Origin of the sequence: Bradyrhizobium sp. Rc2d (assembly GCF_900099855.1) — a bacterium.
GTDB lineage: Bacteria > Pseudomonadota > Alphaproteobacteria > Rhizobiales > Xanthobacteraceae > Bradyrhizobium.
The window spans coordinates 15,018-37,567 of record NZ_FNCU01000045.1 but is presented as its reverse complement, the minus strand read 5'-3'; the positions used below and the strand labels follow the sequence as shown (position 1 = coordinate 37,567).

Genomic DNA, 22,550 nt, shown 5'->3' with positions numbered 1-22,550 from the left:
CGGGCTTTACCGCAGCCATCAATCACTTCATTCGATCAGCCGAAATTCAGTAACAGGGGACTTTGTCATGACGATCTCTCGCCGCGACGTGTTGTTGGGAGCTACCGCTACAGCCGCGCTGGTGCCGCTGGCCGCGCGCGCACAGACTTCGGAAGTCGTGATCGGCGTGATCTATCCGTTCTCCGGCGGCAGCGCGCAGCAGGGCGTCGATGCCCAGAAAGCCTATGAGACCGCGCTCGAAGTCATCAACAAGGACACCGATTTCGACCTGCCGCTGGCGAAAGGTGAGGGCCTGCCGGGCCTCGGCGGCGCCAAGGTGCGCCTCGTGTTCGCCGACCACCAGGCCGATCCGCAGAAGGGCCGCGCCGAGGCCGAGCGCCTGATCACGCAGGAGAAGGTCGCCGCCATCATCGGCACCTATCAGAGCGCGGTCGCCGTCACCGTCAGCCAGATCTGCGAGCGCTACCAGATCCCGTTCGTCTCCGCCGACAATTCCTCGCCGAGCCTGCATCGCCGCGGCCTCAAATATTACTTCCGCGCCGCCCCGCATGACGAGATGTACTCGGCCGCGATGTTCGATTTCTTCGATGCCATGAAGAAGAAGGGCACCAAGATCGAGACGCTGTCGCTGTTCCACGAGGACACCATCTTCGGCACCGACTCCGGCAACGCCCAGGCCAAGATCGCCGGCGAGCGCGGCTACAAGATCGTCACCGACATCAAGTATCGCGCCAACTCGCCGTCATTGTCGGCCGAGGTGCAGCAGCTCAAGACCGCCAATGCCGACGTGCTGATGCCCTCGAGCTACACCACCGACGGCATCCTGCTGGTCAAGACCATGGCCGAGCTCGGTTACAAGCCGAACGCGATCGTGGCGCAGGACGCCGGCTTCTCGGAGAAGGCGCTCTATGATGCCGTCGGTGACAAGCTCGAAGGCGTGATCTCGCGCGGCACCTTCTCGCTCGACCTCGCGCAGAAGCGTCCGATGGTCGGCAAGATCAACGCGATGTTCAAGGCGCGGTCCGGCAAGGACTTCAACGACCTCACCTCGCGCCAGTTCATGGGCCTGATCATCCTCGCCGATGCCATCAGCCGCGCCAAGTCGACCGATGGCGAGAAGATCCGCGACGCGCTGGCCGCGACCGACATCCCCGGCGAGCAGACCATCATGCCCTGGAAGCGCGTCAAGTTCGACGAAGCGGGCCAGAATAACGACGCCGACCCGGTGCTGCTGCAATATGTCGGCGGTAAGTTCGTCACCATCTTCCCGCCGCAGGCCGCGATCGCCGAGGCAAGCTGGCCGATGAAGTAAGCGGCGGGAGCAGGATAGAAAATCGAGCTGCTTCACCGCGCCGTCATTGCGAGCGAAGCGAAGCAATCCAGAAATGTATCCACGGAGACAGTCTGGATTGCTTCGTCGCATCAGCGCAAAATTGCTTCGCAATTTTGTCGCGAGCTCCTCGCAATGACGGAGGAGGTAGCTTCCGCGCTTATCCTGAGCGCATTTGTGGGGGACGACTTTTGACAGCCCAAGCCATTATCCAGAGTCTCGCGAGCGGCCTGCTCATGGGCCTGCTCTACGGACTGATTGCGGTCGGCCTCGCGCTGATCTTCGGCCTGATGGACGTCGTGAACTTCGCCCATGGCGAGTTCCTGATGATCGCGATGTATGCGAGCTTCTTTCTGTTCGCGTTCTTTGCCATCGATCCCCTGTTGTCGGCACCGCTGGTCGCCGCGGCGCTGTTCGTGTTCGGAGCTGTCGTCTACTTACTGATTGTGCGCTTCGCCATGCGAGCCAAGGCCAATGCCGGCATGGTGCAGATCTTCTCAACCTTCGGCCTTGCCATCGTGATGCGCGGCCTGGCGCAGTTCTTCTTCACGCCTGATTATCGCAGCATTCCGCAGTCATGGCTCGGCGGGAAGACGATATCGGTCGCCGGCATCTTCCTGCCGGAGCCGCAGCTGATCGGCGCGCTGGTTTCGATTCTCGCCTTTGCCGGCCTCTATTTCTTCATCCATCGCACCGATTTCGGCCGTGCGCTGGAAGCGACGCGTGAGGATCCCGGCGCGGTGGCCCTCGTCGGCATCGACAAGAACCGCGTGTTCGCGCTGGGCTGGGGCCTTGGCGCAGCGCTGGTCGGTCTGGCCGGCGCCATCATGGCGGTGTTCTTCTACATCTATCCCGATGTCGGCGCGTCCTTTGCGCTGATCGCCTATGTCACGGTGGCGCTCGGCGGATTCGGCAGCGTGTTCGGCGCCTTCGCTGGTGGCATCATCGTCGGTCTCGTCGAAGCGGTCACCGCACTGGTGCTGCCGCCGTCGCTGAAATCGGTCGGCATCTACGCCGTCTATCTGCTCGTCGTCTTCATCCGGCCGCGTGGCCTGTTCGGGTCGATGTGATGGACAAGAATTTTGCCGCGCGGCGCCGCCGCGACCTCATCATCGCCGCGGTGCTGGCCGGGCTCGCAGCGCTCGCGCCGCTGTTCATCAAGGATGTCTACGTCCAGAACATCCTCGTCCTGACCTTGATGTATGCGGCGCTGTCGCAGAGCTGGAACATCCTCTCCGGCTATTGCGGACAGATCTCGCTGGGCCATGCGCTCTATTTCGGCATCGGCGCCTACACCACCGAGCTCTTGTTCACCAAGTTCGGTGTGCTGCCCTGGTTCGGCATGCTCGGCGGCGGCGTGATTGCCGCCCTGATCGCGATGGGCCTCGGCTATCCCTTCTTCCGCCTGCGCGGCCATTACTTCGTGATCGCGACCATCGTCATCGCCGAAATCGGTCTGCTGCTGTTCCAGAACTGGGAGTGGGCGGGAGCTGCGATGGGCATCACCATTCCGATCCGCGGCGACAGCTGGCTGAAATTCCAGTTCCTGCGCACCAAGCTGCCGTACTTCTATTTCGCGCTGGCGCTCTGCTGCCTCGCCTGGTTCGTCACCTGGTGGCTGGAAGACTCCAAATGGGGCTTTTGGTGGCGTGCGGTGAAGGACAATCCGGAGGCGGCCGAAAGCCTCGGCGTCGTCGTGTTCAACTCCAAGATGGGCGCGGCAGCCGTTTCCGCCTTCCTCGTCGCCATTGGCGGCGCCTTCTATGCGCAGTTTCTCGCCTATATCGATCCAGAGAGCGTGATGGGCTTCCAGTTCTCGCTGCTGATGGCGTTGCCGGCCGTGCTCGGCGGCATCGGCACCCTCTGGGGGCCGGTGTTAGGGGCTGCCATCCTGATCCCGATGACCGAGCTGACGCGCTCCTATATCGGCGGCTCCGGGCGCGGCGTCGACCTCATCGTCTACGGCGCCCTGATCGTGCTGATCTCGCTCGCGTTGCCGCAGGGTCTGGTGAGCCTTTTCTCACGCGCAAAAGCTAAGGGGGCCACACGATGACCGCGCTCCTCGAAACCCGTGGCGTCTGGCAGCGTTTTGGTGGCCTCGTCGCCAACAGCGACGTCTCGATCTCGGTCGGCCGCGGCGAGATCGTCGGCCTGATCGGCCCGAACGGCGCCGGCAAGTCGACGCTGTTCAACCTCATCGCTGGCGTGCTGCCGCCGACGCAAGGCTCGATCTGGTTCGACGGCGAGGACGTCACTCATATGCCGGCGGCCGAGCGCTGCCAGCGCGGCATCGGCCGCACCTTCCAGGTGGTGAAGAGCTTTGAGACCATGACGGTTATCGACAACGTCATTGTCGGTGCTTTGGTTCGTAACACCGTGATGCGCGAGGCGCGCCGCAAGGCGCATGAGGTGCTGGAGTTCACCGGCCTTGCCGCGCGCGCCGACGTGCTCGCAAGCGACCTCGTGCCAGCCGAGAAGCGCCGCCTCGAAGTCGCCCGTGCGCTCGCGACCGAACCGAAGCTGCTGCTGCTCGACGAGGTCCTCACCGGCCTGACGCCGACGGAGGCGCAGATCGGCGTGGCGCTGGTGCGCAAGGTGCGCGATGCCGGCATTACCGTGCTGATGGTCGAGCATGTCATGGAGATCGTGATGCCGCTGGTCGATCGCGCCATCGTGCTCGACCTCGGCAAGGTGCTGGTCGAGGGCAAGCCCACCGAGGTCGTCCGCGATCCCAAGGTGATCAGCGCATATCTGGGAGATCGTCATGCTGTCGGTGCGTGAAGTCACGACGGCCTATCAGGGCCTGGTCGCGATCTCCGCGGTCTCGATCGAGGTTCAGAAGGGCGAGATCGTCTGCGTCGCCGGCGCCAACGGCGCGGGCAAGTCGACGCTGCTCAAATCCATCGCCGGCGCCGAGCGCCCGCGTTCGGGCTCCGTGACGTTCGACGGCAAGCGCCTCGACGGCATGGCGCAGCACCACATCACCGCCACCGGCATCGCCTATGTGCCGGAGAACCGCCGGCTGTTTCCGCGCCTGTCAGTGCGCGACAATCTTCGTCTCGGCAGCTATCTCTATCGCGGCGAGGCAAACCGCGAGGAGCCGCTGGATCTCGTCTTCAATCTGTTCCCGCGCCTGTCCGAACGGCTCGAGCAGCGCGCCGAGACGCTAAGCGGCGGCGAGCAGCAGATGCTCGCGATCGGCCGTGCGCTGATGACGCGCCCGCGGCTGTTGATGCTGGACGAGCCCTCGCAGGGCATCATGCCGAAGCTTGTCGACGAGATTTTTCAGGCGGTGAAGCGGATCCGCGACGCCGGCATGACCGTGCTGATCGTCGAGCAGCGCATGGCCGAGTGTCTGGAGATCGCCGACCGCGCCTACATCCTGCAAACCGGCCGCGTGCTGATGCAGGGTCCGTCCGCGGAGATCAAGGGCAATCCGGATGTGCGGAAGGCGTATCTGGGGCTTTAGGCGCGAAGTGTCGGGTGCGCTCGCGCAACACCTCGGTGTCATCGCCCGACTTGATCGGGCGATCCAGTACTCCGAGACGTCAGCGGGATACGGAGAAGCCGCAGCGTACTGGATTCCCCGCCTTCGCGGGGAATGACGGCAGTGGGTGAGGTGGCGCTCGTCCGCCCATGATCAGCTGCTAATGCCCATCCCCATGCTCCGGCAACGTCACCCCGAACACCTTCACCAGATCCTTCACCTGCTCCGGCGACAGATAGCGCGGGCTCATGCCGCGCAGCAGCAGGTACAGCTTCGCCGTTTCCTCCAGCTCCTCCGTCGCGAACACAGCCGCCTCCAGCGTGTCGCCGGCGACGACAGGGCCGTGATTGGCGAGCAGCACCGATGAATATTTCCCCGCCAGGCCCTTGATGGCGTCCGCCACCGCAGGGTCGCCGGGGCGGTAATAGGGCACGAGCGCGGTGGCGCCGCATTTCATCAGGTAATAGGCCGTCATCGGCGGCAGCGCGGCGCGCGGGTCGATCTCGGGCAGCATCGAGAGCGCGACCGAATGGGTCGAGTGCAGATGCACGATCGCGCGCGCGCTGCCGCGCGTGTCGTAGAGCGCGGTGTGGAGCGGAACTTCCTTGGTCGGCGCATCGCCCGAAACCAGCCGGCCCCGGTTATCCAGCCGCGAGAGCTTCGCGGGGTCGAGGAAGCCGAGCGAGGCGTTGGTCGGCGTCACCAGCCAGCCGTCATCGTCCAGCTTGACGCTGATATTGCCGGAGGAGCCCGGCGTCAGTCCGCGCTCGAACAGCGACCGCCCGAAGCGGCAGATATCCTCACGCAGCCGTGTCTCATTGTTCATGGCCGTCATGCCTGCTTGTCTCACGCTTTGGCAGCGCGGCCAAGCCGTGTTATCGGTGCGCCGAGCCGCCGCAAAGGGCGGCCGTCCGGGAAACGTTTCGCAAGGGTTAGTTGCATGTCTGCCTCCACGTCACAAAATCAGCGCATCGCCGTGATCGGGCTCGGCTCGATGGGCTTTGGCATGGCGACCTCGCTGAGGCGTGCCGGCCATACCGTGACCGGCTGCGACGTTTCGGCGGATGCCGTCGCGCGCTTCGTGAAGGACGGCGGCGCAGGCGCCAGGACGCCGGCCGAGGCGGCCAAGGACGCCGATATCGTCGTCAGCGTCGTGGTCAACGCCGCCCAGACCGAAACCGTCCTGTTCGGCAAAGACGGCGCCGCAGAGACCATGCCGAAGGGCAGCGTCTTCATATCCTCGGCGACCATGGACCCGGATATCGCGCGGCGCCTTGCCAAGCAGTTGGAGGCCACCGGCCGGCATTATCTGGATGCGCCGATCTCCGGCGGAGCCCAGCGCGCCGCGCAAGGTGAGCTGACCATCCTCGCTTCCGGCAGCTCCGCCGCTTTTGCCAGCGCGCGCCCAGCGCTCGACGCCATGGCCGCAAAGCTCTATGAGCTCGGTGACGCCGCGGGGCAGGGCGCTGCCTTCAAAATGATCAATCAGCTCCTCGCCGGTGTGCACATCGCCGCGGCTTCGGAAGCGATGGCGTTCGCGGCCAAGCAGGGCCTCGACATCCGCAAGGTCTATGAGGTGATCACGGCCTCCGCCGGCAATTCCTGGATGTTCGAGAACCGGATGCCGCATGTGCTCGACGGCGACTACACGCCGCGTAGCGCGGTCGAGATCTTCGTGAAGGACCTCGGCATCATCCAGGACATGGCGCGCAGCGCCAGATTCCCGGTGCCGGTCTCTGCCGCCGCACTTCAGATGTTTCTGATGACATCAGCCGCCGGCATGGGCCGCGACGACGACGCGTCGGTGGCGCGGATGTATGCGCAGGTCACCGGCGTCAAGCTGCCCGGCGACAAGTAGAACTGAGAGGACTCCGATGCCCCGTTTCGCCGCCAACCTCTCGATGATGTTCACCGAGGTGCCGTTCCTCGACCGCTTCGATGCCGCCGCGCAAGCCGGCTTCACCGCCGTCGAGTTTCTCTTTCCCTACGAGCATCCGGCCGAGGCGGTCGGCGAGCGCCTCAAGCGTAACGGGCTGACCCAGGCGCTGTTCAATCTGCCGCCGGGCGACTGGAACGCCGGCGAGAAAGGTTTTGCGGCGTTGCCAGCGCGCTTCTCCGATCTCAAGGCCAGCCTGGAGACGGCGCTGCCGTATGCCAAGGCGACCGGCGTCAAGCGCCTGCACCTGATGGCTGGTATCGCCAACCGCGGCGAGCGCGTCGCGATCGAGGCGTTCTACAAGTCAGTGGCGTGGGCCGCGGAGTTCTTCGCACCGCACGGCATCGACATCGTGATCGAGCCGATCAATGCACGCAACGTGCCCGGCTACTTCCTCAACGATTTCGGTTTCGCGCGCGACCTGATCCAGGAATTGCGGCTTCCGAACCTGAAGCTCCAGTTCGACATCTATCACTGCCAGATCATCCATGGCGACGTCACCATGCGGCTGCGCGAGATGATGCCGATCATCGGCCACATCCAGATCGCCAGCATCCCCTCGCGCAACGAGCCCGACGGCGAGGAGCTGAACTATCCATTCCTGTTCGAAGAGCTCGACCGGCTCGGCTATGCCGGCTTCGTCGGCTGCGAATACAATCCGCGCGGCAAGACAACGGATGGGCTCGCCTGGTTCAAGCCTTACGCTGGAGTGAAGCCGTGACAATTGCGTTGGGCTGCATCGCCGACGACTACACCGGCGCCTCCGATCTCGCCAACACGCTGACGCGCGCCGGCCTGCGCACCGTGCAGACCATCGGCGTGCCTGCCGATGATCTGGCGTTGCCCGAGGTCGATGCCGTCGTGGTGTCATTGAAGAGCCGCTCGATCGAGGCGGGCCTTGCTGTGTCCCGCTCGCGCGCGGCGGAGGCGTGGCTGCGCGGCCGCGGCGCCGGCCACGTGCTGTTCAAGATCTGCTCGACCTTCGATTCCACCGACGCCGGCAATATCGGCCCCGTCATGGACGCGCTCCGCGCCGATTGCGGCGAAGGCGTCGTTCTGGTGACGCCGGCCTTTCCGGAGACCGGCCGCACCGTCTATCAGGGCAACCTCTTCGTCGGCGCCGTGCCCTTGAACGAGAGCCCGCTGAAGGACCATCCGCTCAACCCGATGCGGGATTCCAACCTGGTGCGCGTCTTGGCGCGCCAGAGCAAGACGCAGATCGGCCTCGTCGATCTCGCCACAGTCACGCGCGGGGCAGACGCCGTGCGGGCGCGGCTGGCCGAACTCGCGGAGAAGGGCATCGGTGCCGCGATCATCGACGCCGTGTTCGACCGCGACCTCGAGACCATCGGACTCGTTGCCGCCGAGCATCGGCTGTCGGTCGGCGCCTCCGGCATCGGCCTTGGCCTGGCGCGGGCGCTGGTGTCGACCGGAAAGGTGCGGTCGAGCGCGGCGGGCAGCGACGCTGGTGCGGCGGTTGGTGGCCCGGCGGCCTGCCTTGCCGGGAGCTGCTCGCAGGCGACGCTTCAGCAGATCGCCAGCGCGGAGCGTGTCATGCCGGTGTTACATCTTGATCCCGAGCAGGTCGTTGCAGGTACTGGCGAAGCGCAGCGCGCGCTGGCCTGGGCGCGGCCGCGCCTGGCGGATGGTCCTGTTCTGATCGCCTCGAGCGCGACACCGGAAGCCGTTGCCGCCGTTCAGGCGCGTCACGGCCGCGACGCGGCCGGGCATGCCATCGAGCAGGCCATGGCCGACATCGCCGAGGGCCTGGTGCAGGCCGGCGTCCGGCGCCTGATCGTTGCGGGCGGCGAGACATCCGGCGCCGTGGTCGACCGCTTGAGGATTCCCGGGTTTCTCGTGGGCGTGGAAATCGCCGCGGGCGTCCCGGTGCTGCGTGCGGTCGGTGCGCAGGCAGGCGAGATGTTGCTCGCTCTGAAATCCGGGAATTTTGGCGGTCCGGAGTTTTTCACCGATGCGCTTGGGCTCATGCGTTGAGCGCAGAGCATTCTTAGCCGCCTGTTCATTTCTTTCGGGCTCCGTACTCGTACGGAGTCGTAGTTAACGTCCGCACAGGTGCTCAGGTGCTGGATGTCGGTGCTGCTCCCTTTGGTTGATTCGTAAAACTTCCGGGCGCGCCGGCTCCAGCACAAAGAGACCCGATTATGCTCGCCACCATTTCCATCCGCGCCAAGATCATGAGTGTCGTGGCGTTCTTGCTGGTCGTGATGGCCGGCATGGGTCTGCTCGCCGTCATGAAGATGCGGTCCATGAATGCCAACACCGTCGACATCACCACGAACTGGATGCCGAGCGTGAGAGTGATCGGGGATTTGCGCGCCAGCGTCATCACCTATCGCAACGTTGTGCGCCAGCACATGCTGGCCGAAGCTCTGGAAGACAAGCTCGCGACGGAAAAGACCGGTGCCATCGTGATTGAGGCGCTCGCCAAAGTGCGCACCAAGTATCAGACGATGATCAGCTCGCCGGAAGAGCGGGCGCTGTATACCCAGTGGTCCAAGCTCTGGGAGGACTACAAGAAGGGGACCGAGGAGGTGATCACGCTGTCGCGCAAGGAGGCCGGCAAGTTCCCCCGCGAGGCGCAGGAGCTCAACTCTAAGACGGTCAACAAGATTGGGCTTCAGGCGGATGAGGTGCTGAACAAGGACATCGAGCTTAACACCAAGGGCGGCGAGCAGGCAGCGCAGGATGCGGCGGACAGCTACTCCTATGCCTTCATGCTGGTTTCGGTCATTCTCGGCGGCGCTGTCGTGATCGGCATTGGTCTCAGCTTCTATCTCGTCCGTGACGTCTCCAACGGTATCAATTCCATCACCGAACCGATGCAGGCGCTGGGCAAAGGTGACCTCTCCGCTGAAGTCCCGCATCGCGGCGAGAAGACGGAGATCGGCGCCATGGCCGACGTGCTCCAGATCTTCAAGGAGGCGCTGATCGCCAAGAAGGCCGCGGACGAAGCCGCCGCGGCCGACGCCGAAGCCAAGATCGAGCGCGGCCGCCGCATCGACAACATCACCCGCGAATTCGAAACCATGATCGGCGAGATCGTCCAGACCGTGTCGCCGGCCTCGACCCAGCTCGAAGCCTCCGCCTCGACACTGACGTCGACCGCCGACCGCTCGCAGCGGCTGGCGACCACCGTTGCCGGCGCTTCGGAGGAAGCCTCGACCAACGTGCAGTCGGTGGCCTCGGCGACCGAGGAGATGGCCTCGTCGGTCGGCGAGATCAGCCGTCAGGTGCAGGAATCGGCGCGGATGGCGGGCGACGCCGTCGGCCAGGCGCGGGCCACCACCGAGCGCGTCAGCGAGCTCTCCAAGGCCGCCTCGCGCATCGGCGACGTCGTCGAGCTCATCAACACCATCGCCGGCCAGACCAACCTGCTGGCGCTGAACGCGACCATTGAGGCGGCACGCGCCGGCGAAGCCGGCCGCGGCTTCGCCGTGGTCGCCTCCGAGGTGAAGGCGCTCGCCGAACAGACCGCGAAGGCGACTGGCGAGATCGGTCAGCAGATTTCCGGCATCCAGGCGGCGACCAACGATTCGGTCGGTGCGATCAAGGAGATCTCCTCGACCATCGAGCGCCTGTCGGAAATCTCCTCGGCGATCGCAGCGGCCGTGGAAGAGCAGGGCGCAGCGACCCAGGAGATCGCCCGCAACGTCCAGCAGGCTGCTCAAGGCACCCAGCAGGTCTCCTCCAACATCACCGACGTGCAGCGCGGCGCGACCGAGACCGGCACCGCCTCCTCGCAGGTGCTGTCGGCGGCGCAGATGCTGTCGAACGACTCGAACCGGCTCAAGAACGAGGTCAGCAAGTTCCTGACCAACGTCCGCGCGGCGTAGTCCCTCGCAAAGTCCATCGCTCCAGGAATCGAGCGGCGCCAAGCGCCGCTCGTTTTCTTTTTGTCGCCGGTAGCATGATCTCGCTTGCAGGTAGCATTATGGGGAGTTGCCCGTAAACGTACGGGGCGCCCATTTTATCGATAGTTAAATTCGCTTTACGAGAATTGCGGGAGACGCCTCGAACAGCGGGGCGTCCTGTTTGGAAATAATGCATTTTCAATTCGTTGGGGGCCCCGATGCGTAAGAATTTTCCCGTCACCGACACCGAATATCCCGTCAGCGACGATACGCTGATCGTTTCCAGGACCGACCTCAAGGGCAAGCTCACCTATTTCAACGAGGACTTTCTCGCCGCCGCCGGCTTCACGTCGGCGGAACTGATGGGCCAGCCGCACAACATCGTCCGCCATCCCGACATGCCGCCGGAGGCGTTCGACAATCTCTGGGACACGCTGAAGGCGGGTAAGCCTTGGCTCGGCGCGGTGAAGAACCGCCGCAAGAACGGCGACTTCTACTGGGTGCTGGCGACTGCCTCGCCGATCCGGGAAAATGGCCAGGTCACGGGGTACACCCTCGATCCGCACAAAATTGCCGGCCGACCAGCGCAGGCTCGCGGAAGAGGTTTACGCCGCGATCCGTGAGAAGAAGCCGCATGGCTATCGCATCGATGCCGGCATCATCCGCCGCCGCTCGCTGCTCGACCGCTTCAGCGTCTTCACCGGGACGCTGAAAGCACGCCTCGTTACGACGATGGCGCTCCAGGTGCTGTTCATTCTTGCGCTCGGCATTAGCGGCACGCTGTCGACCGGCGGTTCGACCATCCTGGTCCTGTCGCTGCTGGCTTTGGTCGGTGCTACCGTCGTCGGCTTCGCCGGCTTTGCGACCATGCGCGCGATCCAGGGGCCGATGCAGCACCTCAACGATACCTTGGTCAACCTCGTCCAGGACAAGCTGGACAATCGCATCGTCATCGAGCGCGACGACGAGATCGGCGAGGCGCTGCGCAATCTCCAGACTGTGCAGACCATCATCCGCTTCAGCCGCGACGAGGTGCAGGCGGTGCAGCGCCGTGCCGAGGCGCAGCGCAAGACAGATATGACCAAACTCGCCGACGGCTTCGAGGCCGCGATCGGAGAGATCGTCGAGACCGTGTCGTCGGCCGCGACCGAGCTTGAGGCTTCGGCTTCGACCCTGTCCTCGACTGCCGGCCGGGCGCGGGAATTGGCCACGGCGGTCGCATCCGGCTCGGAGGCGGCCTCCAGCAACGTCCATTCGGTGGCAACGGCGGCCGAGGAGATGTCGTCCTCGGTCCGCGAGATCGGCCGCCAGGTGCAGGATTCCACCCGGATCGCGAGCGAGGCGGTCAGCCAGGCGCATGCCACCACCGAGCGTGTCAGCGAACTGTCGCGAGCGGCGTCGCGGATCGGCGACGTCGTCGAGCTCATCAACGCCATCGCCGGCCAGACCAATCTCCTGGCGCTCAATGCCACGATCGAAGCGGCGCGGGCGGGCGAGGCCGGCCGCGGCTTCGCGGTGGTGGCTTCCGAGGTCAAGGCGCTCGCCGAGCAGACGGCGAAGGCCACCGGCGAGATCGGCCAGCAGGTCGGCGGCATCCAGGCGGCGACGCAGGATTCGGTCAGCGCCATCGGCGAGATTAGCGGCACCATCGCGCGCCTGTCGGAGATCGCTTCGGCGATTGCGGCGGCCGTGGAGCAGCAGGGCGCGGCAACCCAGGAGATCGCCCGCAACGTGCAGCAGGCCGCCCACGGCACTCAGCAGGTCTCGTCCAATGTCGGCGACGTCCAGCGCGGCGCCTCCGAAACCGGCTCGGCGTCCTCGCAGGTACTGTCGGCGGCGCAGATGCTGTCGCGCGACTCCAACCGCCTCAAGCTCGAGGTCGGCAAGTTCCTGGACTCGGTCCGCGCTGCGTGAAACACGCGGCCGCATGGCTGCGATGTAGATTTCGCAGATGCGGTAGCAGGGAAGTGAATGCGCGAAGGCCGCCGGAGGTTAGCGTTTCCGGCGGTGCTCGGGTAAAGGGGGAAATGGGGATCGCCCGGGGGCGGATTCCACATCCTCGTTTGACCTGGAATTGTCTGGCGCATGATTGCTCTGGTCCGTATTGCCCTGAGCCGGCCCTATACTTTCGTCGTGCTCGCGCTGCTGCTGCTGATCATCGGACCGCTCGCGGCACTGCGGACCCCGACCGACATCTTCCCGGACATTCGCATTCCCGTGATCGGCGTGGTCTGGCAGTACACCGGCCTGCCGCCCGACCAGATGTCCGGCCGCATCACGACGCCGTTCCAGCGCGCGCTGACGACGACGGTCAACGATATCGAGCACATCACTGCCAATTCCTATAACGGCTTTGGCATAATCAAGATCTTCTTCCAGCCCAACGTCGATATCCGCACCGCCAACGCGCAGGTCACCGCGATCTCGCAGACGCTACTCAAGCAGATGCCGCCGGGCGCGACGCCGCCCTTGATCCTGAACTACTCCGCCTCCACCGTGCCGATCATCCAGGTGGCGCTGTCGGGCGAGGGGCTCACCGAGCAGAACCTCGCCGATATCGGCATCAACCAGCTTCGCACGCCATTGGTCACCGTGCCCGGCGCGGCGATCCCGTACCCGTTCGGCGGCAAGCAGCGCCAGGTCCAGATCGATCTCGATCCGACCGCGCTGCAGGCCCGCGGCCTCTCGGGCCAGGACGTCGCCAATGCGCTGGCCGCCCAGAACCTGATCACGCCGGTCGGCACCCAGAAGATCGGCCAGTTCGAGTACAACATCCAGCTCAACAACTCGCCGCTGAGGATCGACGAACTCGGGAATCTGCCGATCAGGACCGTCAACGGCGCCATGGTCTATGTGCGCGACGTCGCAAGCGTGCGCGACGGCAACCCACCGCAGACCAATATCGTCCATGTCGACGGCAACCGCTCGGTGCTGATGATGGTGCTGAAGGCGGGCGCGACCTCGACGCTCGATATTATCGCCGGCATCAAGCAGAAGGTGATCGACGTCAAGGATCAGCTGCCCGACGCGCTGAAGATCGGCTTCATCGGCGACCAGTCGGTGTTCGTCCGCGGCGCGATCCAGGGCGTCGCCTTCGAGGGCGTGATCGCGGCGCTGCTCACCAGCGTCATGATCCTCCTGTTCCTCGGCAGCTGGCGCTCGACCATCATCATCGCGGTCTCGATCCCGCTGTCGGTGCTGGGCGCCATCATCATGCTGTCGGCGATCGGCGAGACGCTCAACATCATGACGCTCGGCGGCCTCGCGCTCGCGGTCGGCATCCTCGTCGATGACGCCACCGTGACGATCGAGAACATCAATTACCATCTGGAGCAGGGCAAGCCGGTCGAGCAGTCGATCCTCGACGGCGCCAACCAGATCGTGACGCCGGCCTTCGTGTCGCTGCTCTGCATCTGCATCGTGTTCGTGCCGATGTTCTTCCTGACCGGCGTGGCGCGCTTCCTGTTCGTGCCGATGGCGGAAGCCGTGATGTTCGCGATGATCTGGTCGTTCATCCTGTCGCGTACGCTGGTGCCGACCATGGCGAACTACCTGCTGCAGGCGCATGTTCACCACGAGGGCGGGCCGCCGAAGTCGCGCAATCCCTTCGTCTGGCTCCAGCGCGGCTTCGAAGCGGGGTTCGAGCGCATTCGCGGTGGCTATCGTGGTTTGCTCGGGCTCGCGCTGGCGCACCGTGCAGTGTTCGTGATCGGCTTCCTCTGCGTCGTCGGCGCGTCCTTCGCGCTGGTGCCGTTCCTCGGGCGCAACTTCTTCCCTGCGGTCGATGCCGGCAACATCCTGATGCATGTCCGCACCCAGGTCGGTACCCGCGTCGAGGAAACTGCCAACCAGCTTGCAGACGTGCAGAAGGCGGTCCGCAAGCTGATCCCGGGCGAGATCGAGACCATGACCGACAATATCGGCATGCCGATCTCCGGCATCAACATGACCTACAACAACACCGGCGTCATCGGTCCGCAGGACGGCGACATCCAGATCAAGCTGAAAGAAGGCCACAAGCCGACTGAAGAGCATGTGCGCGTGCTGCGTGAGCAGCTGCCGCGATTGTTCCCCGGCGTCAGCTTCGCCTTCCTGCCCGCCGATATCGTCAGCCAGATCCTGAATTTTGGCGCTCCGGCGCCGATCGACCTGCAGATCCGCGGCGCCAATCTCAGCGCCAACTTCGCTTACGCGAATAATCTGCTGGCAAAGGTCCGCAGGATTCCCGGTGTTGCCGATGCGCGCATCCAGCAGTCGCCGAACAATCCGACCTTCAACATCGATGTCGATCGCACCCGCGCGCAATATGTCGGCCTGACCGAGCGCGACGTCACCAACAGCCTCGTGGTCAACCTCGCCGGCTCCTCGCAGGTGGCGCCGACCTACTACCTCAACCCCGACAACGGTGTGTCCTACTCGATCGTGATGCAGACGCCGCAATACCAGATCGACTCGCTCAGCGCGCTGCAGACGCTGCCGATCACCGCCGCCGGCAATGCGCAGTCGCCGATCCTCGGCGGCATCGCCGACATCAAGCGCTCGACCTCGAGCGCCGTGGTCTCGCAATACGACATCCAGTCGATGGTGCAGATCTTCGCGACCACGTCGGGCCGCGATCTCGGCGCGGTTGCCGCCGATATCCGTCAGCTGATTGCCGACACCGCCAAGGAGGTGCCGAAGGGGTCCTCCGTGGTGCTGCTCGGTCAGGTGCAGACCATGAACAGCGCCTTTACTGGTCTCCTGTTCGGCCTGCTTGGCGCCGTCGTCCTGATCTATTTCCTGATCGTCGTGAACTTCCAGTCCTGGTCCGATCCCTTCGTGATCATCACGGCGCTGCCGGCCGCGCTCGCCGGCATCGTCTGGATGCTGTTCATGACGGAGACGACACTGTCGGTGCCGGCGCTCACCGGCGCCATCATGTGCATGGGCGTTGCCACCGCCAACAGCGTGCTCGTGATCTCCTTCGCGCGCGAACGCTACGAGGAGCTCGGCGATCCCGTCGCCGCTGCGCTCGAAGCCGGCTTTGTCCGATTCCGCCCCGTCTTGATGACCGCGCTCGCCATGATCATCGGCATGGCGCCGATGGCCCTGGGGCTGGGCGAGGGCGGCGAGCAGAATGCGCCGCTCGGCCGCGCCGTGATCGGCGGCCTGATCTTTGCAACCTTCGCAACGCTGATGTTCGTTCCCGTGGTGTTCAGCATGGTACACAAGAAACAAGGCGCCAAAGCCGCCGCCTCATTGGAGACCCCGCATGTCGCCCACTGAACCCCGCTCCCCGGTGTCGCGCCGGAAACTGGGCATCTTCGGCGTGGTGGCGCTGATCGCGGCTGGCCTCGTCGTGGGCACCGGCATCCGTGCCCGCGAGGAGCAGGGCTCCAAGCTGAAGGAATGGACCGATGATCAGGCCGTTCCCAGCGTTGCGGTGACCCAGCCCAACGCCAAGGTCCTCAACTCCAGCATCGATCTGCCGGGCCGGCTGGAAGCCTACTACCGCGCGCCGATCTTCGCGCGCGTATCGGGCTATCTGAAGAGCTGGAACGCCGACATCGGCGCCCGCGTCAAGGCAGGGCAGGTGATTGCCGAGATCGAGGCGCCGGACCTCGACCAGCAGCTCTTGCAGGCCCGAGCCGACCTCGCCAGCCAGCAGGCCAGCGCCAGGCTGTCCGAGGCAACGCTGAACCGGCGCAAGACGCTGGTCGCCTCGAACTTCGTCTCCGCGCAGGAGATCGACGAGCGCACCGCCGATCTCTCCAACAAGAACGCCGCCGTGCATTCGGGTCAGGCCAATGTGGAGCGGTTGGAAGCGTTGGCCGGCTACAAGAAGATCACCGCGCCGTTCGACGGCGTCGTCACCGCGCGCGACACCGACGTCGGCGCGCTGATCAATGCCGGCGGCGGGGCAGGCCCGGCGATGTTCGTGGTCTCCGACATCACCAAGCTGCGCGTCTACGTCAACGTGCCCCAGAACTATGTGCCGGCGATCAAGATCGGCGCCAAGGCCACCATCACCCTGCCGGAATATCCGAACCGAACCTTCCAGGCGACAGTGGAAGCCTCCTCCCAGGCCGTCGACGTCGCCTCCGGCACCACGCGCATGCAGCTCGGGCTCGACAATTCCTCGGGCGAGCTGATGCCCGGCGGCTATGCCAGTGTGAAGCTGAATCTCCAGCGCGATGCCGCGCCGCTCAGCATCCCCGCCAGCGCGCTGATCTTCAACGGCAGCGGCCTGCGCGTTGCGACCGTCGGTCCCGACGACAAGGTGCTGTTCAAGACTGTGACCATCGCCCGCGATCTCGGCCGCGAGATCGAGCTGGCCTCGGGCATTGCGCCCGATGATCGCGTCATCACGGCTCCGCCGGACGGCTTGTCGGATGGGGATGCGGTACGCGTGGTTGGCGCCAAGGCCAAGCCAGCGACGGCTTCGGAGAAGCAGGCGCCAAGGAGCTAGGCAGTCTCGTAGGGTGGGCAAAGGCGCTCTTGCGCCGTGCCCACCATTACGTCCGCCATCGTGGCAAGATGGTGGGCACGCTCCGCTTTGCCCACCCTACGAGAGCTACGCCACCCGCCACTCCGGCACGCCGTCGGCAGCCATCGCGATCTCGCCGAGCGAGCCCACTGGCGTGCGATCCATGTTGAGCAGATGCGCCAGCGTCGCGCTGTCGCTCGCCGGAATCCGAGCGAGCGTGCGCCGGTCATCCTCCGTGCGCAGCATCACCACGCCGTGCTCGACATCGCCGCCGCGGCCGTAGAGCGCGGTAAAACTCTCGACCTTGCCCCTGCCAGTTGCCTCCGTGACGAATTCCGGCACCGCGCGTTTGTTGCGGTCCGCCACCGCCTGCACGCTCGTGTCCTGCACCAGCGCCTCGCGCGGCGGCGTTTTCGACACCACCAGCGCATGGTGCTTGGTGACGAAGCCGCCCTGGCCGTAGAGCAGGCCGAGCTTGGCGCCGTCGCGCACACGGCGGACCATCGCGCAGGCCGCGTGCGTCATGTAGGTGTTGAGCGGGGCGCCGAAGAAGGTGAGGCCGCCGGTCACGGTCGGTTGCACGTCGGCGCCCAGGCCCAGCGTCCGCCGCGCCATCTTGGGCACGCACGGAAAGCAGCTGTAGAGCTCGATGGCGTCGAACTGTTTGCCGTCGCCGCCGGCGAGGTCCATCACGGCCTTCAGCACCGCGTTCTGCGGATGGCTCTCGTAGAACTGGTCGCGCAGGAGATAGTCGCGCGGCTCCTCCGCCGAGGCGCCGCCGAGCGAATAGACCAGTCTGTCCTCGGCAATCCCGGCCCCCCGCGCCTTGGCGAGGCTCGTGAGTAGCAGCGCGCCGCCCATGTTGACGCTGGGATTGGCGACCATCAGCTTGTTGTAGGGCCACGCGATCAGGCGGTTGTCGGCGGTCGGCGTCGTGATCTCCTCAGGCGCATAACGCCGCTTCAGCCAGGCGTTGGGATTCTGTGCGGCAGCTTCCGAATAGCGCGACCACAGCGTGCCTGATTCCGTCATCGCTTCGCGTGGCGTCTGGCCCCAATGCGCGGAGGAGGCCGCCTCATAGAACGGATAGACGGTGACGGGGCGGAACACGCCGAGCTTCACTGCCAGCGGCTTCTGGAACGCCGCGCCGCGCTTGGGCTCCTCGACGTCGTGTGCGAACGGCGTCCACGGCAGCTTGACGCCAGCGCGCTCAGCCTTGGTCGCGGTCGATTGCGCCTCGGCGCCGCAGATTGCCGCCACGGCGCATTCGCCCCGCGCGATGCGCTTTGCCGCCTCGTGGATGTAGCGGATCGGGCTCTCGCCGCCGACCGGGCCGTAGTAGCAATGCGACGGCGAAATGCCGAGCCGTTGCGCCAAAAGCCTCTCCGGATCGCGATAGCGCCAACTCAGGAAGTTGATGACGTCGAGCGACTGCACCTCGCCGAGCAGCTTTGCGCCAGCGTCTGCTTCCGCGCGCCGCAGCGCCTGTTCCAGGAGATCGAGCGGTTCGAGGCCTTCGGTGATCTCCTTGGGACGGTCGACGATCTCGCCGATGCCGACGATGACGGGGATGCGGTCTTCGAGGATATTGTTCTTATCTGTCATGCTTCAATTCACGATGTCAGTTGTTTCGTCATTGCGAGCGCAGCGAAGCAATCCAGTCTGCCGCCGCGGAAAGATTCTGGATTGCTTCGCTGCGCTCGCAATGACGAGTGGGGCCTACTCCGCCACCAGCGCATTCATGTGCTCGACGGCTTCGGCAAACTCTTCCTTGAACTCCTGCACCACGGCGCCGGCCGATTTCACGCTGTCGATCAGCCCGACGCCCTGGCCGACGAAATAGCTGACGAGATCGCGCGCCCTCGCGTTGCCGCTCGCCGCCGCGCGGTCGATGGAGTTGAAAGCGTCGCGGCTGATGATGCTTTGCAGCGGCATCGGCAGCGCGCCCGGGCTGTCCGGCGCGCGGTCCCAGGCATCGGTCCAGACCGAGCGGAGCTGACGTGCCGGCTTGCCGGTGCGGCCCTTTGAGCGCACCGCGTCGCGCGAGGACGCCGCGATCATCTTCTCGCGGAAGATCTCCGTGGTCTCGGCCTCGACGGTGGCCAGCCACACCGAGCCGGTCCAGGCGCCGGCCGCGCCCATCGCCATGCAGGCCGCCATCTGCCGTCCGGTCATGATGCCGCCGGCCGCCAGCACCGGCACGTCCCGGATCGGCTTAATCGCCTTGATCACCTCCGGCACCAGCACCATGGTCGAGACCTCGCCGCAATGGCCACCGGCCTCGGTGCCCTGCACGACGAGGATGTCGACGCCGGCCGCGACCTGGCGCAGCGCGTGCTCCTTGGCGCCGACAAGCGCGGCAACGGGCACGCCATGCTTCTTGCCCATCTCGATCATCGCCTTCGGCGGCACGCCCAGCGCATTTGCGATCAAGCGGATCGGATGATTGAAGGAGACCTCGAGCAATTGAAGCGCGGTCTTCCCGTCGAACGGCTGCGGCTGATTGTCTGCCACTTCAGTGGCGGTCAGCTCGATATCGTATTTCTTCAGGATGTCGCGCGTGTAGTTGCGGTGCTCTTGCGGCACGCGCGCCTCCAGGCTCTTCCAGGTGACGTCCTTCTCGCCTGCGGTGGAGATGTTTTCGGGGATCAGCACGTCGATGCCGTAGGGCTTGCCGTCGACGTGATCGTCGATCCACTTCAGTTCGCGTTCGAGCGTATCCGGCGTGTGCACAGTGGCGCCCAGCACGCCGAAGCCGCCGGCGCGGCTGACGGCGGCAACGACGTCGCGGCAATGGCTGAAGGCGAGCAGCGGGAACTCGATGCCCAGCATGTCGCAGATCGGCGATTTCATGGCTCTCTCCCGGCGGCGGGCCTTCGCTTGCTCTTGTTGCTTTCCTCGGGCGAAGGCATCCCGACGCTAGCCCATCACCACCGGCGATGCCACGCCGGATTCTGAGGCGCATCTTGCGTGCAGGCGCCACGTGCAGGACGGGTTGCAGGGATGAGTGCCATGACGAAATGGAGAGCGGCCCCGCCCGGCAATGCATGTCGGCGCCCTTGTCAATTTTACCAGTCTCGCTAGCTAACGTTGCACGCGCCCTTCCGCGCCGGAGCATTTTCATGACCGACACCCCCTACGTACCGCCCAAAGTCTGGACCTGGGACAAGGAAAATGGCGGGCAGTTCGCCAACATCAACCGCCCGATCGCCGGGCCCACCCACGACAAGGAGCTGCCGGTCGGTCGCCACCCGCTCCAGCTCTACTCGCTGGCGACGCCGAACGGGGTGAAGGTCACGGTGATGCTGGAGGAGCTTCTGGCGCTCGGTCATAAGGGCGCCGAATACGACGCCTGGTTGATCAGGATCGGCAACGGCGATCAGTTCGGCAGCGGTTTTGTCGACATCAATCCGAACTCCAAGATCCCGGCGCTGATGGACCGCTCCGGGCCCGAGCCGATCCGGGTGTTCGAGTCCGGCTCGATCCTGTTCTACCTCGCCGAGAAGTTCGGCGCCTTCCTGCCGAAGGACGTCAAGGCCCGCACCGAGGCGATGTCCTGGCTGTTCTGGCAGATGGGCAGCGCGCCTTATCTCGGCGGCGGCTTCGGCCATTTCTACGCCTACGCGCCGACCAAGATCGAATACGCCATCGATCGCTTCGCGATGGAGACCAAGCGTCAGCTCGACGTGCTCGACCGCCGGCTCGCCGACAGCGAATATCTCGCGGGCAGCGAGTACACCATCGCCGACATGGCGGTGTGGCCCTGGTACGGCGCGCTCGCCAAGGGGCTGGTCTATGGCGCCGGCGAATTTCTCTCGGTGCAGGACTACAAGAACGTGCAGCGCTGGACCGACCAGATCGCCAAGCGTCCGGCCGTGAAGCGCGGCCGCATGGTCAACCGCGTCTCCGGCGATCCCGCCAGCCAGCTCCACGAACGCCACGATGCGAGCGACTTCGAGACCAAGACGCAGGACAAGCTCGCGCCGGTGACGTAGCTCGAACTGCGTAGGGTGGGCAAAGCGAAAGCGTGCCCACCACTCCTTGCGAGGCCACGATGGTGGGCACGGCGCGCGAAGAGCGCGCCTTTGCCCACCCTACGGCATCTGATTACGCCATGCTCAGCTCGTGGCGCCCCACCACCATCCAGTGCACCTCGTCCGGACCGTCAGCGAAGCGGAGGTGACGGACGTCCTGGTACATCTCGGCCAGCGGGGTCCAGTGCGAGATGCCGGTGGCGCCGTGCATCTGGATCGCCTGATCGATGATCTTGCAGGCGCGCTCCGGCACCATGGCCTTGACCATGGAGACCCAGACGCGGGCCTCCTTGTTGCCGAGCACGTCCATTGCCTTCGCCGCCTTCAGCACCATCAGCCGCATCGCCTCGATCTCGCAGCGCGCCTGCGCGATGATCTGCATGTTGCCGCCGAGATGGGCGATCTTCTTGCCGAAGGCCTCGCGGGTGAGGCCACGCTGCACCATGAGGTCGAGCGCCTTCTCGGCCTTGCCGATGGTGCGCATGCAGTGATGGATGCGCCCCGGTCCAAGGCGCAGCTGCGAGATCTCGAAGCCGCGGCCTTCACCGAGCAGCATGTTCTCCTTTGGCACCCGCACATTGTTGAAGCGCATATGCATGTGACCGCGCGGGGCGTGGTCCTGGCCGAACACGTACATGGGGCCGAGCACCTCGACGCCGGGCGTGTCGCGCGGCACCAGGATCTGCGACTGCTGCTTGCTCGGCGCCGCATCCGGATTGGTCTTCACCATCACGATGAGGATCTTGCAGCGGGGATCGCCGAGACCTGAGATGTAGTACTTCTCGCCATTGATGACCCATTCGTCGCCGACGAGCTTGGCCGTGGTCGAGATGTTCTTAGCGTCGGAGGAGGCGACGTTCGGCTCGGTCATGACATAGGCCGAACGGATCTCGCCGTTGAGCAGCGGCTTCAGCCACTTCTCCTTCTGCTCCTTGGTGCCGACGCGCTCCAGCACCTCCATGTTGCCGGTGTCGGGGGCCGAGCAGTTCATGGTTTCCGAAGCCAGCGGGCTCTTGCCGAGCTCGGCCGCGATATAGGCGTAGTCGAGATTCTTCAGGCCCTGGCCGGTCTCGTCATCGGGCAGGAAGAAGTTCCAGAGGCCTTCCTGTTTGGCCTTGTTCTTGGCCTTCTCCAGCACCTCGAGCTGCTTCGGCGTAAAGCTCCAGCGATCTTCCTTGCTCTCGCCGGCCTTGGCAAACTCGATCGACATCGGCTCGACGGTGTCGCGGATGAACTTCTTGACGTGATCATAGAGCGGCCGGACCTGGTCCGACATCCTGAGGTCGTTGAGCTCGTCGCCGGGATTGAGGGTGTAGTTGGTGGTGCGGGGAATGTAGGTGTGTTTTGTCATTGTTCCTCCCGGATCGTTGAGACTGCTGAGGCGGAGAATAGTCGCAGCTTGGCCAAAGTGCGAGCGCGCATTTT

Annotated in this window: 16 protein-coding genes and 1 pseudogene; 13 read left to right on the top strand and 4 right to left on the bottom strand. The window is 65.0% G+C overall.

Annotated elements, in window-relative coordinates; all coding sequences use genetic code 11:
* The first annotated feature begins 67 nt into the window (after positions 1-67).
* The 5 genes from BLV07_RS35845 to BLV07_RS35825 all read left to right on the top strand — a co-directional run bounded on the left by BLV07_RS35845 (position 68) and on the right by BLV07_RS35825 (position 4,799).
* On the top strand, positions 68-1,312 hold the full coding sequence (locus BLV07_RS35845) for an ABC transporter substrate-binding protein (protein WP_091895307.1): 1,245 nt from the start codon (positions 68-70) through the stop codon (positions 1,310-1,312).
* Positions 1,313-1,521: 209 nt separating this feature from the next.
* Positions 1,522-2,400, top strand: a complete 879-nt coding sequence (locus BLV07_RS35840; protein WP_091895304.1) for a branched-chain amino acid ABC transporter permease — start codon at positions 1,522-1,524, stop codon at positions 2,398-2,400.
* A complete protein-coding gene (locus BLV07_RS35835) occupies positions 2,400-3,383 on the top strand; it encodes a branched-chain amino acid ABC transporter permease (protein ID WP_091895301.1) in 984 nt (327 codons plus the stop codon). Before BLV07_RS35840 ends, BLV07_RS35835 begins: the two co-directional genes overlap by 1 nt.
* On the top strand, positions 3,380-4,111 hold the full coding sequence (locus tag BLV07_RS35830; RefSeq protein ID WP_091895298.1) for an ABC transporter ATP-binding protein: 732 nt from the start codon (positions 3,380-3,382) through the stop codon (positions 4,109-4,111). Before BLV07_RS35835 ends, BLV07_RS35830 begins: the two co-directional genes overlap by 4 nt.
* Positions 4,095-4,799 (top strand): ABC transporter ATP-binding protein, encoded by a 705-nt coding sequence (locus BLV07_RS35825; protein ID WP_091895295.1) that lies wholly within the window; start codon positions 4,095-4,097, stop codon positions 4,797-4,799. Before BLV07_RS35830 ends, BLV07_RS35825 begins: the two co-directional genes overlap by 17 nt.
* A 178-nt stretch (positions 4,800-4,977) precedes the next feature.
* Here the strand turns inward: BLV07_RS35825 and otnC are convergent, their stop codons facing one another.
* On the bottom strand, positions 4,978-5,652 hold the full coding sequence (gene otnC, locus BLV07_RS35820; RefSeq protein WP_176945976.1) for a 3-oxo-tetronate 4-phosphate decarboxylase: 675 nt from the start codon (positions 5,650-5,652) through the stop codon (positions 4,978-4,980).
* 105 nt (positions 5,653-5,757) lie between these two features.
* On the opposite strand from otnC, the gene ltnD reads away from it, so the two are divergent.
* The 7 genes and pseudogenes from ltnD (at position 5,758) to BLV07_RS35785 (ending at position 17,073) form a co-directional block, all read left to right on the top strand.
* Positions 5,758-6,675: an L-threonate dehydrogenase gene (gene ltnD, locus BLV07_RS35815; RefSeq protein ID WP_091895289.1), complete on the top strand. Its 918-nt coding sequence runs from the start codon at positions 5,758-5,760 to the stop codon at positions 6,673-6,675.
* A gap of 16 nt (positions 6,676-6,691) precedes the next feature.
* Positions 6,692-7,474: a 2-oxo-tetronate isomerase gene (gene otnI / locus BLV07_RS35810; RefSeq protein WP_091895286.1), complete on the top strand. Its 783-nt coding sequence runs from the start codon at positions 6,692-6,694 to the stop codon at positions 7,472-7,474.
* Entirely contained in the window at positions 7,471-8,748 is a 1,278-nt protein-coding gene (gene otnK / locus BLV07_RS35805; protein WP_091895284.1) for a 3-oxo-tetronate kinase, read from the top strand. The genes otnI and otnK overlap by 4 nt, the downstream gene beginning before the upstream one ends.
* A 167-nt stretch (positions 8,749-8,915) precedes the next feature.
* Positions 8,916-10,607, top strand: a complete 1,692-nt coding sequence (locus tag BLV07_RS35800; RefSeq protein WP_091895281.1) for a methyl-accepting chemotaxis protein — start codon at positions 8,916-8,918, stop codon at positions 10,605-10,607.
* Between the two features lie 236 nt (positions 10,608-10,843).
* Positions 10,844-12,539 (top strand): annotated as a pseudogene (locus BLV07_RS35795) (methyl-accepting chemotaxis protein).
* A 171-nt stretch (positions 12,540-12,710) separates the two neighbouring features.
* The gene (locus BLV07_RS35790; RefSeq protein WP_091895279.1) at positions 12,711-15,890 is read left to right on the top strand and encodes an efflux RND transporter permease subunit; all 3,180 of its coding nucleotides are present in this window, start codon (positions 12,711-12,713) and stop codon (positions 15,888-15,890) included.
* Complete coding sequence (locus BLV07_RS35785; protein ID WP_091895276.1) at positions 15,877-17,073, top strand: efflux RND transporter periplasmic adaptor subunit; 1,197 nt, start codon at positions 15,877-15,879, stop codon at positions 17,071-17,073. The genes BLV07_RS35790 and BLV07_RS35785 overlap by 14 nt, the downstream gene beginning before the upstream one ends.
* Positions 17,074-17,178: 105 nt before the next feature.
* Here the strand turns inward: BLV07_RS35785 and BLV07_RS35780 are convergent, their stop codons facing one another.
* Together BLV07_RS35780 and BLV07_RS35775 are read right to left on the bottom strand one after the other, a co-directional pair.
* Positions 17,179-18,696 (bottom strand): acetyl-CoA acetyltransferase, encoded by a 1,518-nt coding sequence (locus BLV07_RS35780; protein WP_091895273.1) that lies wholly within the window; start codon positions 18,694-18,696, stop codon positions 17,179-17,181.
* A gap of 114 nt (positions 18,697-18,810) precedes the next feature.
* The gene (locus tag BLV07_RS35775) at positions 18,811-19,944 is read right to left on the bottom strand and encodes a nitronate monooxygenase (protein WP_091895269.1); all 1,134 of its coding nucleotides are present in this window, start codon (positions 19,942-19,944) and stop codon (positions 18,811-18,813) included.
* 269 nt (positions 19,945-20,213) lie between these two features.
* Between BLV07_RS35775 and yghU the strand changes: the two genes are divergently transcribed.
* Complete coding sequence (gene yghU / locus BLV07_RS35770; RefSeq protein ID WP_091895266.1) at positions 20,214-21,086, top strand: glutathione-dependent disulfide-bond oxidoreductase; 873 nt, start codon at positions 20,214-20,216, stop codon at positions 21,084-21,086.
* A 112-nt stretch (positions 21,087-21,198) separates the two neighbouring features.
* Here the strand turns inward: yghU and BLV07_RS35765 are convergent, their stop codons facing one another.
* Positions 21,199-22,476 carry an acyl-CoA dehydrogenase family protein gene (locus BLV07_RS35765; RefSeq protein ID WP_176945975.1) on the bottom strand — a complete coding sequence of 426 codons (1,278 nt, stop codon included), beginning with the start codon at positions 22,474-22,476 and terminating at the stop codon, positions 21,199-21,201.
* Positions 22,477-22,550: the final 74 nt, after the last annotated feature.

What these genes read in the sequence shown, in the direction of transcription:
- yghU (WP_091895266.1), top strand. Translation starts at nt 20,214, where the DNA reads ATGACCGACACCCCCTACGTACCGCCCAAAGTCTGGACCTGGGACAAG.
- BLV07_RS35790 (WP_091895279.1), top strand. Translation starts at nt 12,711, where the DNA reads ATGATTGCTCTGGTCCGTATTGCCCTGAGCCGGCCCTATACTTTCGTC.
- BLV07_RS35785 (WP_091895276.1), top strand. Translation starts at nt 15,877, where the DNA reads ATGTCGCCCACTGAACCCCGCTCCCCGGTGTCGCGCCGGAAACTGGGC.
- BLV07_RS35800 (WP_091895281.1), top strand. Translation starts at nt 8,916, where the DNA reads ATGCTCGCCACCATTTCCATCCGCGCCAAGATCATGAGTGTCGTGGCG.
- otnC (WP_176945976.1), bottom strand. Translation starts at nt 5,652, where the DNA reads ATGACGGCCATGAACAATGAGACACGGCTGCGTGAGGATATCTGCCGC.
- BLV07_RS35825 (WP_091895295.1), top strand. Translation starts at nt 4,095, where the DNA reads ATGCTGTCGGTGCGTGAAGTCACGACGGCCTATCAGGGCCTGGTCGCG.
- BLV07_RS35780 (WP_091895273.1), bottom strand. Translation starts at nt 18,696, where the DNA reads ATGACAGATAAGAACAATATCCTCGAAGACCGCATCCCCGTCATCGTC.
- otnI (WP_091895286.1), top strand. Translation starts at nt 6,692, where the DNA reads ATGCCCCGTTTCGCCGCCAACCTCTCGATGATGTTCACCGAGGTGCCG.
- BLV07_RS35835 (WP_091895301.1), top strand. Translation starts at nt 2,400, where the DNA reads ATGGACAAGAATTTTGCCGCGCGGCGCCGCCGCGACCTCATCATCGCC.
- BLV07_RS35775 (WP_091895269.1), bottom strand. Translation starts at nt 19,944, where the DNA reads ATGAAATCGCCGATCTGCGACATGCTGGGCATCGAGTTCCCGCTGCTC.
- ltnD (WP_091895289.1), top strand. Translation starts at nt 5,758, where the DNA reads ATGTCTGCCTCCACGTCACAAAATCAGCGCATCGCCGTGATCGGGCTC.
- BLV07_RS35830 (WP_091895298.1), top strand. Translation starts at nt 3,380, where the DNA reads ATGACCGCGCTCCTCGAAACCCGTGGCGTCTGGCAGCGTTTTGGTGGC.
- BLV07_RS35845 (WP_091895307.1), top strand. Translation starts at nt 68, where the DNA reads ATGACGATCTCTCGCCGCGACGTGTTGTTGGGAGCTACCGCTACAGCC.
- BLV07_RS35765 (WP_176945975.1), bottom strand. Translation starts at nt 22,476, where the DNA reads ATGACAAAACACACCTACATTCCCCGCACCACCAACTACACCCTCAAT.